Here is a 13112-nt window from a genome sequence, read left to right as displayed (position 1 = left end):
TGATGTCATAAGCAGGAGTTAATAAGTGCAACAACAGCGTTCATCCTATTTGGGGCTGATTTTAATTTTAGGTTTGCTATCAATGCTAATGCCATTAGCGATTGATATGTATTTACCGAGTTTCCCTGCAATGACAGGTTACTTTAATGTAGATGAAGGGCGCATTCAGATGACCCTAAACAGCTACATTTTTGGTTTTGCAATTGGTCAGCTTTTTTATGGTCCGATGGCGGATAGTTTAGGACGCAAACCTGTAATTTTAGGTGGAGTTATTGTCTTTGCATTAGCTTCTGCGGCTTGTGCAGTTGCGGAATCTATCGATACATTTATCTGGTTGCGTTTCCTTCATGGATTTGCGGCAGCCGCAGCCAGTGTAGTGATCAACGCATTGATGCGCGACATGTTTACTAAAGATGAATTCTCCAGAAGCATGTCTTTCGTCGTGTTGGTGATGACGATAGCGCCGTTGATGGCACCTATCATGGGCGGTGAAATGATGCGCTGGTTCTCATGGCATGCCATTTTCTGGAGCATTGCAATTGCTGCTGTTATCGCTGTGGTGCTGGTCAGTTTATTTATTCGAGAAACACTACCGGTTGAAAGACGACAAAAATTCCATATTGGAACCACACTACGCCAATTTGCGACGTTATTCAGAGCCCGCCAAGTGTTGTTCTATATTTTGGCCAGCTCATTCTCGTTTTCCGGTATGTTTTCTTTCTTGAATGCAGGATCATTTGTCTATATCGACCTTAACGGAGTATCGCCTCAACATTTTGGCTATTACTTTGGGATTAATATTGTCTTCTTATTTATTATGACGACGATTAACGGCAAATTCGTAAGACAATTTGGCGCTGAGAGAATGTTATATTTCGGGATTATTGTTCAGTTCGTCATGGGAATATGGTTATTAACGACGACTGCATTGGGTATGGATTTCTGGACATTAGTGATTGGCGTCGCGATTTATGTGAGCGGGATTGCCATGATCACCTCAAACTCGATGGCGGTGATCCTTGATAATTACCCCCATATTGCAGGAACAGTCTCTTCACTTGCAGGTACAATCCGTTTTTCTATTGGCGCATTGGTAGGGACATTGTTATCGATGATCCCTGCTAAAAATGCATGGCCGATGGTAGGCTCGATGGTAGGTTGTGTAGCACTCTCGATGTTATTTGTGCTTTTGGCGAAACGAGCAAAATAACACTTCTTATTGAATCAGTTTCAAGGATGAAACTGATAAATTCATTATTTTCCCTCAATTACTTATATCATTCTGATTTATCTCACGAACAAACTATTCATAATACCTATAGATTAGCCTGTATAATAAATCGGTAAAACCGATTAATTTTAATCTGTAATTAAATTACTTATCAAAAAATGATCCATATCAATTATCTTAAGAGGAATATTTGTTAAATTTCTGTTTTCATAGCAATGTGGTGTCAATTTTCTGACGAACCGAAATAAGGCTACGTGAGCTTAAAAAATGGATAATTGTTACTCTATTTGAGTAATAATGTAAAAAATAAATGGATTTATTATGATCTATTTTGAGTATTGTTCTCAAAATTTGTTTAATAATTAACTTTTTTGTCAAAAAAATTCGTATGCAATGATGTCTGTCACAAAAATTTAACGACATACTACTTTTTTAATGTTATATTTAAGTTCTTGCTTTTAACATTCATGTTACTTTTTGATTGGGTTAAAAGTTCGGTTTGAACGAGGATTTCTTTAAGACATATGTAGCTCTATTCACTCTCTAATATAGAGAGAGGTACAAGAAAGAGGGACGTTGTCTCTTGGGGGAGTTTCAGTATCTAAAAGAATCGATATTCATTGAGTGAAATGTAAATTAAATGGCGATTTGGCTAGTCAATTTACTTGGCAAAATGATGACATGTTTTAATAGGAAATTTTTGTGGAAAAATTAGGTCTTTCGGTGGTGCACAGGCTGCCGCAAAGCTACCGCTGGTTATCGGGAAAAATAGGTACAGATGTTGAGGTTGTACCTATGAATGATATCAATAGCGATAAGCTAGTGGGGCTAAAATTGTTGAGCCACGACTGTGCAACAGACTGTATTGCAATGAAGCATTTATCTGAATCGTTATCGGAAATGCAGATCGACAACGCCATTTTAGAATGGCAAAAAGAGATGTGTTTATTTATCCGAGCGAGTGATGAGCTAACCGCAATGTGCCGTTTAAAAGCATCGGGTGTTGCTATCGCAGAAATGGCTTCTGGCTTCTATTGTGCCTAACGGCATTGAAACTATTTAATATTAAGGCCGTATTTATGATATTCGGCCCAATAAAAAAGCTTCCGGTTTAGAGCCTGGAAGCTTTTTTATTGGCAAGGTATCTATATGTTACTGCATTAATGTTTCTGGATTTTAGGAACCATTAACTACACGGCGGCTTGCGTAATAACGCTTGCTCCAATAATCGTTAGTCATTTCAGAAACGATAACGCCATTGCTTGTAGAGGCGTGAACAAATTTATTGTCCCCGATATAAATCCCTACATGCTTCATCGTGCGACCTGTTTTAAACAGAACTAAGTCACCCGCTCTTAAATTATTGCGTTTTACACTTTTACCTGAAGATTCTTGTTCAGAGGTAGTGCGCGGTAATTGTACGCCAAATTGCTCGAGGAAAGTACGTTGTACAAAGCTAGAACAGTCAATACCACTTTTAGTGGTTCCACCTAAACGGTAGCTCACGCCTTTCCAGCTTGCATATTGATCCATGATTTTGGATTTTGTATCAACACTTCTGACTAAATCTTCGAATTCATCTTGAGATGCCATTGCGAGTGAGTCATTCGATGTTGCATTTAACATGCGAACATCTGAAGATCTTGCAGTAGTTTGACCATTCTTTGATGTTTTCGGTGCTGTACATGCTGAAAGCGTTACGGCAATTGCGACTGCCGGAACAATGCGCCAGACATAGCGCTTAAATTTTTCAGAAGTTAACATTAATAGAATATCCCTTGCCATTTTATTTATTGCTGTGTGGAAACTACACAACACACTTAAACCGATCCCTGTGAAAAACGCATTTTAACGACTGAGTGTATTTTTCGCAGAAAGTGTTTATGTATCGAACAAATTACGCTCAAAATTAGCAGCTATCTTGTGCTCTAACACCTGTTGATTATAGTAAAGATAATCAGAAGCTGCTAAAAATCGTACTTATTTTATATATTTGGCTGATGAATATTGAGTTCTTTAACCAAACATAAAGAATATACATAAACAAAGCTGAAATGGCGAGTTAATAGGGGCATAATTTACAAAACATTATATAAAACGAGAGATCCATCATTAACTTGCCTTCAGAATGCGAATAATCCAGTATTTTTGCACTCTTACAGAAATCGTTTTCAAAGAAAACATGATCATAGTCACGTTTATTATCTAATATCTTTATAAAAACAGTGAGTATTTTTTAAATTTCAATCTAATTTGTAAAGAAGTTTAAATTTATATTGTTTGTCACTTAAATGTAAAAACAAATTGCCTGTATTCGATAGGTATATGTTGCAGATATTCTTACTACATATTGTGTGTTTTTTATGCATTAATCTTTAAATGAAGAGGGCTAAACAGTTATGTTCATTATTAAATACTATGAAATTTCACGATTTTAATAAATGAAAGGAATTAAATAAATTAAATTTTTACTAATAAAATGAATTGATATAGAGAGTTGTTGATAGCGGTTCGAATTTATAAATATCAAATGTGATTGATGGAGAGAATGACTGATTTTAATAAAGTAGAAAGTGATTTGTTGTATAAATGAAATCAATTCCAATGAAATTTATTGTATCTAAGTTAAATTTAAATGCTAAAGATCGAATCTTTTCTTTGGAATTTTTTAAAAATAAAAAATAACGACCATAAGTGGAATAACCCTATCTCTCCACAAATTAAGCTTATGCCCGAAATTTATTAAATAACGCATCAATTAGATGTAAATAAATTTCAGTAATTGACGATAACTTAATTTTAAGCGGAGAAATTCTTGTGGATCACTCAGTAAAAAAAATAACATTAGCAGTGTTTTCTTTAATGGCACTAACATTTGGTATGCACGCTAAAGCTTCTACGCACAGCGAAGCAAAACCCGTTTCATCAGGTACCATCCACTTTGTTGGCGCGATTGTCGCATCACCTTGTGTTATCACGAGTATTGAGCAGAGCATTGATACAAAATGTTGGAATGATGATGGTGTGGTTAAAACGACGTCAGTAAAGTTTAATAAATTAAGTGAAAAAGGGACTGTACTTCCAAATCAAAAAGGAACTCAGACATTCAAATGGATTAACAAGGAAAACAAAATAGGGGTTTATACAGTTATTTATGACTAATAACTAAATTATCATATTTATATTAATATTTGAATATTAAGTGGAATGCGATTCTAGGATGAATTAGTAATGTTTATTTATAATGACGCCTATGGGCTGAATGCCCATAGGTAATGTAAGCTTATTTTCTCATTGAGAAAACAGGGCGAAATAATTAATCACAACGGCCCATATAACGGCGTTCAGGAATATGAATACGGATTTTTTCACCGGTAGTTATATATTCAGGAACTTGAACAGTTAAGCCTGTCGGCATTGTTGCAGGTTTAGTACGAGCACTCGCAGAAGCGCCTTTAATACCCGGTGTTGTTTCAGCAATCACCATATCGACAGTTTGTGGCAATTCAAGTGCTAGAACTTGCCCATCCATTGTTAAAACCTGCATTCCTGGTAAACCTTCTTCAGGAATAAATAACAGTTCATCTTCAATATCAGATTTTTTAAAGATATATGGAGTATAGTCTTCATTGTCCATGAACACATACTCATCACCATCAATATAAGAGAAGCTTACCGCACGGCGAGTGAGTGAAATAGTGTCTAAAATATCATCGCCTTTGAAGCGCTCTTCAACTTTTTGGCCAGTTTTGACATCGGTAAAGCGCATTTTATACAGTGTACTTGCGCCACGAGCGCTTGGGGATTGGATATCAATGTCTTTAACCAGCAGTAATTTCCCGTTGTAGTTTATTGCAAAACCACGTTTGATTTCGTTGGCCTTGGCCATAAATAACCTTCTTTGTTATTGTCAAAAAGAGTTCGACAAAATTACTCGCAGATAAGGAATTAGGCAAGATGTTAACATCAAAAAATCCCTAGTTTTCACGCTAGGGATCTCTTTTTAACCAATGATTGTCTTTGAATAACTTAATAGATAGGTAATAAACCTAACAGAGACAAAATATGTGCTGTTGCGTTAATCAAACCAAATAAGATCACGAACCCAATAACAAAGCTTCCGCCGGGTGTTCGATAGCTATTATTAGGAAAACGCTTACGGCTTGCTCTTGCCATCATCGCAGGGACAATAACCGCCCAAATAGTTGCTGCGAGCCCTGCAAAACCGATGGCATAAATAAAGCCGTCAGGGAACGCTAAACCTAAAATCGTTGGCGGTAAGAATGTAATAATGACCGATTTAAAACGCCCCTGATGGCTATCGTTTAATTTAAAGAAGTCAGCGATAAAATCAAATAAGCCGAGGGATACGCCTAAAAACGAACTTGCTAATGCCATGTAAGAGAACAGTGTTAAAAATTGTGAAATAAAGCTACTTTGTGCGGAAATATTCATTTGATTCAGTAACGCGCCAATATTGTTACCATTTTCTCTGATTGCAATAAAGGATGAACGAGGAATATTACCTTGGATAGCATACTGCCATAAGATGTAAATAGTGACAGTAATTCCTGCACCGTACACTAAGCTCAACATGACACTACGGCTGTCTTTATTGTAGTACTTCACTAATCCCGGTACGTTACCGTGATAACCAAAAGAGGTAAGTAAATAAGGCAAAGCGGCTAATGCATAAGGTAAATATTCACTTTGACTATTTTCATATTGGTCGAAGAGAACTAAAGGTGAAGCGGTTGTCACCATGCCACCAATGGACATGACGAACGTGATCACCATCCCGCCAATTAGAATCGTACTTAACCTATCAACTGCACGGGTAGATAACCAAACAAAAAACGCGATAACGACCGCAAAAACAAAGCCAGAAAGTGCTTGCGGAACTTGAACATATTTTGAAATGTTCTCTGTAATGATTGAGCTACCGGCCGAAATATAGGCATAGGTCAAAATATACAATACAAACGTGATGGAAAGGGTATTAATGGTATTCCAGCCAGAACCTAATAAATCTTTCACCATAGTATGAAAACTAGCACCTGCCGGGTAATTCATATTGGCTTCTAAAATCATTAATCCTGATAATAACATACAGATAAATGTGTAGATCAGTAAGACAACTGAACCGGAAAACCAAACACCTGAAGTCACCATCGGAATAGAAAACATACCAGCACCAACTGCAGTACCGGCTATGATCATTGAACCTCCTAAAATAGAGGGGCGCTTTGGTGGTTTTGTAACATTGGTTTCCATGATGACTCCTGAATGATTGTTTCACTGTACTAGCTGAACGATACATTAGGTCTAAAATAATGTAAACATCTAAAAGATAATAAAATAAAAAATAGCTAAGAGTGGTTATTATATGCACAAGCAGGGTGATGTTTGTGCATAGTGGGTTTAGATGTGCGGCTGATAGAAACGTTTACTAAACCATAATTCGATCGCATTACGGCTAGCTTCAAAATGAGGCTCAGGTAATGGGTCAGTCGGGGAGATCCACAACAGGCTTTCACATTTATCCGCTTCCATGATCTGCGGGGCAACTTTCCCGTTATATTCCACATGCATACAGATAGAAACGGTATGTTTGCCTTCTTGTTGGAACGTTTCGATATTATTGCTGATACCAAATACAGTTGGAGTATCGATATCAATGCCAATCTCTTCTTTTATTTCACGGATAGCGCAGGCTTCGAAAGATTCGCCAGGGTCAACATGCCCTCCGAAAATAGACCAGTAAGGTGCATGTTGGCTGCTACGTTTTCCCAGTAGAATTTGCTCTTGGGCGTTCGTAATCAGTACACCGACGCCAGCAACAACATATTGAGGAACCGACATAATTTTTCCTTCTTCTTATTTTTATAAAGGAAAGAATTTTGCCACGTTACTTTCAAATTACAATCAGGAAAAAATACAAATATCACTGAAACCAACAGTTATTAATGTTATAACTATGCCCTGAAAATCTTGTGATAAGACTGTCTACACAAAGACAATAATGATAAGGGAGATAAGTGGTTATGACTCGCCGGGTTGCTACAATTACATTAAATCCTGCTTATGACCTTGTGGGGCTATGCCCTTCCATCGAAGTCGGTGAAGTCAATTTAGTTAAGACTGCTAGTCTCAATGCTGGAGGTAAAGGGGTCAATGTGGGGAAAGTCCTGCGTGACCTCGGTATTGATATCACTGTTAGCGGCTTTATGGGTAAGGACAACCAAGAAGAGTTCCAACACTTCTTTAGTGAAAATGGCATGGCAAACCGTTTTAGCATGGTGCCAGGTCGTACACGCATTAATGTTAAGCTCACAGAAAATAACGGTGAGTCGACAGACTTTAATTTCTCTGGTTTTGATGTCAGCAAAGAAGATTGGAACCGTTTTTCCACGGAATCCCTTAATTGGCTTGGTCATTTTGATATGGTGGTGGTAAGCGGAAGTTTACCTAACGGAATTGAACCTGAAGAATTCACACGTTGGATGACTCGCCTGCGTCAGTTATGCCCTTGTATTATCTTTGATAGCAGCCGCGAAGCATTAAAAGCGGGCCTGAAAGCATCTCCATGGTTAGTTAAACCTAATCGTCAAGAGTTAGAAACATGGGTAGGGCGCAAATTACCGGATCTAAAAGATGTCATTGCGGCGGCTCATGAATTGCGCGATAAAGGCATTTCTCACGTGGTCATTTCTCTTGGTGAAGAAGGCGCTCTTTGGGTAAATGCTTCAGGGTCTTGGCTAGCGAAGCCCCCTCAATGTGAGGTTGTCAGTACGGTAGGGGCTGGCGATTCAATGGTTGCAGGGTTAGCTTACGGTTTATTAAATGGTGAGACTAGCGAACATACACTCCGTATGGCGACCGCAATTTCTGCCTTATCGGTTTCACAGCCAGATGTTGGCTTGAAAAACCGTAATAAACTGGCAGATATGATGGCAAAAATTGAGATGAAATCGCTGTAATTATTTTACGATTATTTCATTGAGAAGGCGGCTTATAGAAGGCCGCCTTTTTATTTGCGATGATTCTAGTTTATTGGCGGTTTTAGCGAGTTTGTTGAGATTTTAACCATGTAATTTCTTGTGGCCAAATATCGGGATTGATGGTCTCTAAAATCAGCGGAATACCATCAAAACGCGGGTCTTTCATAATATAGCTAAATGGCGCATAGCCTATATTACCTTCACCTAAGCTATGATGACGGTCAACGCGACTGGCAAATTCACTTTTCGCATCATTAAGATGCATACCTTTTAAGAATTCAAAGCCCACAATATCAGAAAACTGTTGGAATGTTTTTTCGCAATCTTCCGCTGTGCGCAGGTCATAACCTGCAGCAAAGGCATGGCAAGTATCAATACAAACACCTACACGGCTTTGATCTTTCACTCGTTCGATGATTTTAGCTAGATGAGTAAAATCAAAGCCAAGGTTTGTTCCTTGTCCTGCGGTATTTTCAATAACGGCGATAACGCCTTCAGTTTCTTCTAAGGCGATATTGATTGATTCTGCAATGCGCGCTAGGCAATCATCAACTTCAATTTGCTTAAGGTGGCTGCCGGGATGGAAGTTCAGCAGGTCGATACCCAATTGCATACAGCGTTGCATTTCATCAATAAAAGCGACACGAGATTTCTCTAATGCTTCAAATTCAGGGTGCCCCAAATTAATGAGATAACTGTCGTGGGGTAAAATTTGGTGTTTCCCATAACCGTATTTAGCGCAGTTTTGTTTGAAACTTTTAATTAATTCGTCGCTAAGGGGGGCGGCTTTCCATTGACGCTGATTCTTGGTGAATAAGGCGAATGCGGTGGCTCCAATTTCATGGGCGCGAATCACTGCTTGGTCAACGCCGCCAGAGGCGCTGACATGTGCTCCAACATATTTCATGATTGACTCCTTTTTTCAGGAGTATGCCATTAATAACTAAAGAAATGAAACCAATAAAAAAATGCCGCTTATAAAAAGCGGCAATCGGAGGTGCTCAAAAAAGGAGACAAACTTAGCAAGTAGAAAATGAGGGTTAAAACACCGACTGAATAACAACGTTAATCACGATACCGCCGAAAATTAACCAAGCAAATAAGATAGCCGCCATCAGTAAAGGTTTGATCCCCGCTTGTCGAATCGCGCTGACATGCGTTGTTAACCCTAATGCCACCATTGCCATTGCTAATAAGATGGTATCTAACGTAATAATTTGTTTAACCAGTTGCTCAGGTAATAAGTTGAATGAGTTAAATGCGGCGACCAAAATAAAAATTACGGCAAACCAAGGGATCGTAATTTTACTTTTTTGGGCGTCTTCTTGCGTGCTAGCAGCATTTTTACGGCTAATAAATGCAGATAAAATAATTAAAAACGGAGCTAGCATCATCACTCGCAACATTTTCGCTATCACTGAGGCATTTTCTGCATCTGGACCGATAGTATGACCTGCGGCAACGACTTGGGCGACTTCATGAACAGTTGAACCGATATAAATCCCGAACGTTTCCTGAGTTGCAGGGATCCATCCGAAATGCGCATTTAACTGATATAACCATGGGTAAACGAAAATACCGATGGTACCGAAGATAACCACGGTTGAAACGGCAACAGCGACCTTACTTGCAGACGCTTTAACCACTGGCTCGGTTGCCATTACGGCTGCGGCTCCACAAATACTGCTACCAGCACCAATTAGCATGGTGGTTTCATCATCCAGTTTGAACACTTTTTTACCAAGCCAATAAGCTAATAAAAAAGTGGAGGTTAATGTCAGCGCATCAATAATCAGCCCTGTGGCTCCTACATCGGTAATTTGCTGAAAAGTCAGGCGAAAGCCATACAAAATAATACCGGCACGTAAAAAATAGTGCTTAGCAAATTTGATCCCTGCATCACTACTTGTACTAACCACAGGGTAAACGGTATTTCCTACACAAATACCAAGAAGAATAGCCAGGGTGAGCGCGCCCAGGCCGATATCCATAAACCATGACTGTTCACCAAGGTATATGGCTATGGCTGTTAAAATTCCCGCTAAAATGATCCCCGGAACAAGTTTTAGAATAGGGAACGAACGATTTTGTGTTATTGCTTTGGTTCCAGTTTTATCCATGACTACACTCTTTATGACGACTTAGATTAAGTTGGAATAAGCATATAACAAAAAATTCAATAATCTAAATTGATTGTTTTTGTATTATTTATCTAAAAAATAGATTAGGAGTTTCTTCTGGTATATTGCTAATAAATGATTAATATTAACAATATTATTACAACTACATAATCATCTTGGAGCTTTCTGTATGCGTATTACACTGAGGCAGCTTGAAGTTTTCACGGAAGTATTGAAAAGTGGCTCCACGACACAGGCATCGCAATTATTAGCGTTATCGCAGTCCGCAGTGAGTGCTTCACTGACTGACTTGGAAGGGCAGTTAGGCGTACAACTCTTTGACCGTGTAGGTAAACGACTTGTCACTAACGAACATGGCCGCCTACTTTACCCAAAGGCATTAGCGTTATTAGAACAAGCATTTGAAGTCGAGCAACTGTTCAAAAAAGAGATGGGTGCAGTTCGTTTGGCGGCAAGTACCACAATCGGTAACTATATGTTGCCTGAGATTCTAGCCGGGTACCGTCATGATAATCCTGAAATTCCACTGGAATTATTTATCGGAAATACCGAAGAAGTCATTAAAGGCGTGATGGAGTTTCGGGCGGATGTAGGGCTGATTGAAGGGGTTTGTCATAGCCCTGAACTCATTTCAAAACCGTGGTTAAAAGATGAGTTAGTGGTGTTTGCTGCACCAAGTAACCCATTAGCGAAGAAAAAAGTCACCTTAAAAGAGTTAAAAGATGCGCCATGGATCTTGCGTGAAAGAGGTTCTGGTACGCGCGATGTACTAGACCAACTACTATTTGCACACCTTCCAGGCTTCCATATTTTAATGGAGTTAGGCAATTCTGAAGCGATTAAACATGCGGTACGCTTTGGGATGGGCATCAGCTGTTTATCTCGACGCGTGATTGCGGAGCAGTTAGATAATGGCACGCTGGTGGAGCTTGAAGTGGAAGAGCTACAACTCGAGCGTACGTTATACCTAATTTATCACCGTCAGAAGCATCTTTCTAACGCGATAACGAATCTGCTGGATTATTGTAATTGACGTTTTATTCAGCATAACGTGTTTTGCTAATAATTATCGCTGGATTATGAAGGTATCTTATAACAGCAAAGAGTTGCTTAGTTCTGCCGTTTGAGTTTGTTAGAATCCCCGCGTTATTGACTGAAAATAAAATACAGGGAACAGATGGCAGAACAACATACAACGACATCGATGAGCGGCGGACCAAGATTACGTCGAGAACTAAAAGCTCGCCACCTCGCGATGATCGCAATTGGCGGCTCCATCGGAACTGGGTTATTTGTGGCATCCGGTGCCACGGTAGCACAAGCTGGGCCGGGTGGAGCGCTTCTTTCATACGCCATTATTGGTTTAATGGTGTACTTCTTAATGACCAGCTTAGGCGAATTAGCAGCGTATATGCCAGTCTCCGGCTCCTTTGCGACGTATGGCGCAAAATATGTCGATGAAGGTTTTGGTTTCGCATTAGGTTGGAACTACTGGTACAACTGGGCGGTCACTATCGCAGTTGACCTTGTGGCTGCACAATTAGTGATGACCTATTGGTTCCCAGATACCCCCGGTTGGATCTGGAGTGCTATCTTCTTAGCGATCATTTTCTTACTGAACTACATTTCTGTTAAAGGATTTGGTGAAGCTGAATACTGGTTCTCGCTGATTAAAGTGACCACGGTGATTATTTTTATCATTGTCGGTGTGCTGATGATTTTCGGCATTATGAGTGGCGCAGAAAACGCAGGTTGGCATAACTGGGAAATTGGTGACGCACCATTTGCAGGTGGTTTCTCCGCCATGATTGGTGTGGCGATGATTGTAGGGTTCTCATTCCAAGGGACTGAATTAATCGGTATTGCGGCAGGTGAATCAAAAGATCCCGCGAAAAATATTCCGCGTGCGGTGCGTAAAGTATTCTGGCGTATTTTGCTGTTCTATATCTTCGCAATTTTAATCATCAGCTTAATTATTCCATATACTGACCCAAGTTTACTGCGTAACGATGTTAAAGATATTAGCGTGAGTCCGTTTACGTTAGTATTTGAAAATGCAGGGTTATTATCAGCAGCAGCGATGATGAACGCGGTTATATTAACGGCAGTTCTCTCTGCGGGTAACTCAGGCATGTATGCATCAACGCGTATGTTATATACCTTGGCTCGTGAAGGTAAAGCACCGAGAATCTTTGCTCGCCTGTCAAAAGGTGGCGTACCACGTTATGCATTGCTGGCAACCACGGTTGTGGCGGGGCTGTGCTTCTTAAGCTCAATGTTTGGTAACCAAACTGTGTATCTGTGGTTATTAAATACGTCAGGTATGACTGGGTTTATCGCATGGTTAGGGATTGCCATCAGCCATTACCGCTTCAGAAGAGGCTATATTGCGCAAGGTAGAGATCTTAATGACTTGCCATATCGCTCAGGTTTCTTCCCAATCGGGCCAATTTTCGCCTTTATCCTATGCTTAGTGATCACATTGGGTCAAAACTACCAAGCTTTCTTAGAAGACAAAATTGACTGGGTGGGAGTCACTGCAACCTATATCGGTATTCCTCTATTCTTAGCTATCTGGTTCGGATATAAAATCGCGAAGAAAACCTCGATTGTCCGTTATAAAGAGATGAGCTTCCCGTCATATAAAGAGAATTTAGAGAAATAATATTCTCTTAAAATTAAGATGTTAATGGGTAATGTTAGTCAGTTAGTTTGCTGACGACATTACCCATTTTTTAT

General features: G+C 39.5%; 12 protein-coding genes. 6 read left to right on the top strand and 6 right to left on the bottom strand.

From position 1 onward, the window contains the following. Positions 1-25: 25 nt before the first annotated feature. Positions 26-1210: a Bcr/CflA family multidrug efflux MFS transporter gene (locus LDO73_RS10790; protein ID WP_036953002.1), complete on the top strand. Its 1185-nt coding sequence runs from the start codon at positions 26-28 to the stop codon at positions 1208-1210. 723 nt (positions 1211-1933) lie between these two features. Continuing rightward, positions 1934-2275: a hypothetical protein gene (locus LDO73_RS10785; protein ID WP_181477266.1), complete on the top strand. Its 342-nt coding sequence runs from the start codon at positions 1934-1936 to the stop codon at positions 2273-2275. Positions 2276-2407: 132 nt separating this feature from the next. On the opposite strand, the gene mepS is transcribed toward LDO73_RS10785, so the two are convergent. Further along, the gene (gene mepS, locus LDO73_RS10780) at positions 2408-2995 is read right to left on the bottom strand and encodes a bifunctional murein DD-endopeptidase/murein LD-carboxypeptidase (protein ID WP_154603557.1); all 588 of its coding nucleotides are present in this window, start codon (positions 2993-2995) and stop codon (positions 2408-2410) included. 1053 nt (positions 2996-4048) lie between these two features. Here mepS and LDO73_RS10775 point away from each other — a divergent pair. Beyond that, positions 4049-4393 carry a hypothetical protein gene (locus LDO73_RS10775; protein ID WP_224057880.1) on the top strand — a complete coding sequence of 115 codons (345 nt, stop codon included), beginning with the start codon at positions 4049-4051 and terminating at the stop codon, positions 4391-4393. 154 nt (positions 4394-4547) lie between these two features. Here LDO73_RS10775 and yeiP read toward each other — a convergent pair whose 3' ends face one another. From yeiP to LDO73_RS10760, 3 genes are all read right to left on the bottom strand, one after another. Then, positions 4548-5120 carry an elongation factor P-like protein YeiP gene (yeiP, locus tag LDO73_RS10770; protein ID WP_224057879.1) on the bottom strand — a complete coding sequence of 191 codons (573 nt, stop codon included), beginning with the start codon at positions 5118-5120 and terminating at the stop codon, positions 4548-4550. 140 nt (positions 5121-5260) lie between these two features. Further along, the gene (gene mtr / locus LDO73_RS10765; RefSeq protein WP_224057878.1) at positions 5261-6505 is read right to left on the bottom strand and encodes a tryptophan permease; all 1245 of its coding nucleotides are present in this window, start codon (positions 6503-6505) and stop codon (positions 5261-5263) included. Positions 6506-6652: 147 nt separating this feature from the next. After that, positions 6653-7093: a nucleotide triphosphate diphosphatase NUDT15 gene (locus tag LDO73_RS10760; RefSeq protein ID WP_224057877.1), complete on the bottom strand. Its 441-nt coding sequence runs from the start codon at positions 7091-7093 to the stop codon at positions 6653-6655. A gap of 182 nt (positions 7094-7275) precedes the next feature. Here LDO73_RS10760 and fruK point away from each other — a divergent pair, with 182 nt between their 5' ends. Beyond that, a complete protein-coding gene (gene fruK, locus LDO73_RS10755) occupies positions 7276-8211 on the top strand; it encodes a 1-phosphofructokinase (RefSeq protein WP_036953017.1) in 936 nt (311 codons plus the stop codon). An 82-nt stretch (positions 8212-8293) separates the two neighbouring features. Here the strand turns inward: fruK and nfo are convergent, their stop codons facing one another. After that, positions 8294-9139 carry a deoxyribonuclease IV gene (gene nfo, locus LDO73_RS10750; RefSeq protein ID WP_224057876.1) on the bottom strand — a complete coding sequence of 282 codons (846 nt, stop codon included), beginning with the start codon at positions 9137-9139 and terminating at the stop codon, positions 8294-8296. Positions 9140-9272: 133 nt separating this feature from the next. Then, entirely contained in the window at positions 9273-10352 is a 1080-nt protein-coding gene (locus LDO73_RS10745; RefSeq protein ID WP_224057875.1) for a YeiH family protein, read from the bottom strand. Between the two features lie 190 nt (positions 10353-10542). On the opposite strand from LDO73_RS10745, the gene yieE reads away from it, so the two are divergent. Both yieE and LDO73_RS10735 read left to right on the top strand, forming a co-directional pair. Continuing rightward, positions 10543-11406 carry a DNA-binding transcriptional regulator YeiE gene (gene yieE / locus LDO73_RS10740; RefSeq protein WP_224057874.1) on the top strand — a complete coding sequence of 288 codons (864 nt, stop codon included), beginning with the start codon at positions 10543-10545 and terminating at the stop codon, positions 11404-11406. Between the two features lie 144 nt (positions 11407-11550). Continuing rightward, entirely contained in the window at positions 11551-13038 is a 1488-nt protein-coding gene (locus LDO73_RS10735; protein ID WP_224057873.1) for an amino acid permease, read from the top strand. The last annotated feature ends 74 nt before the right edge of the window (positions 13039-13112 follow it).

Source organism: Providencia alcalifaciens, from assembly GCF_915403165.1.
Lineage (GTDB): Bacteria > Pseudomonadota > Gammaproteobacteria > Enterobacterales > Enterobacteriaceae > Providencia > Providencia alcalifaciens_C.
The sequence above is the reverse complement of the archived record's forward strand: the minus strand, read 5'-3'. Positions and strand labels throughout refer to the sequence as shown.

Coding starts and splice junctions, on each gene's coding strand:
- mepS (WP_154603557.1), bottom strand. CDS start 2,995: ATGTTAACTTCTGAAAAATTTAAGCGCTATGTCTGGCGCATTGTTCCG.
- yeiP (WP_224057879.1), bottom strand. CDS start 5,120: ATGGCCAAGGCCAACGAAATCAAACGTGGTTTTGCAATAAACTACAAC.
- mtr (WP_224057878.1), bottom strand. CDS start 6,505: ATGGAAACCAATGTTACAAAACCACCAAAGCGCCCCTCTATTTTAGGA.
- LDO73_RS10760 (WP_224057877.1), bottom strand. CDS start 7,093: ATGTCGGTTCCTCAATATGTTGTTGCTGGCGTCGGTGTACTGATTACG.
- fruK (WP_036953017.1), top strand. CDS start 7,276: ATGACTCGCCGGGTTGCTACAATTACATTAAATCCTGCTTATGACCTT.
- nfo (WP_224057876.1), bottom strand. CDS start 9,139: ATGAAATATGTTGGAGCACATGTCAGCGCCTCTGGCGGCGTTGACCAA.
- LDO73_RS10745 (WP_224057875.1), bottom strand. CDS start 10,352: ATGGATAAAACTGGAACCAAAGCAATAACACAAAATCGTTCGTTCCCT.
- yieE (WP_224057874.1), top strand. CDS start 10,543: ATGCGTATTACACTGAGGCAGCTTGAAGTTTTCACGGAAGTATTGAAA.
- LDO73_RS10735 (WP_224057873.1), top strand. CDS start 11,551: ATGGCAGAACAACATACAACGACATCGATGAGCGGCGGACCAAGATTA.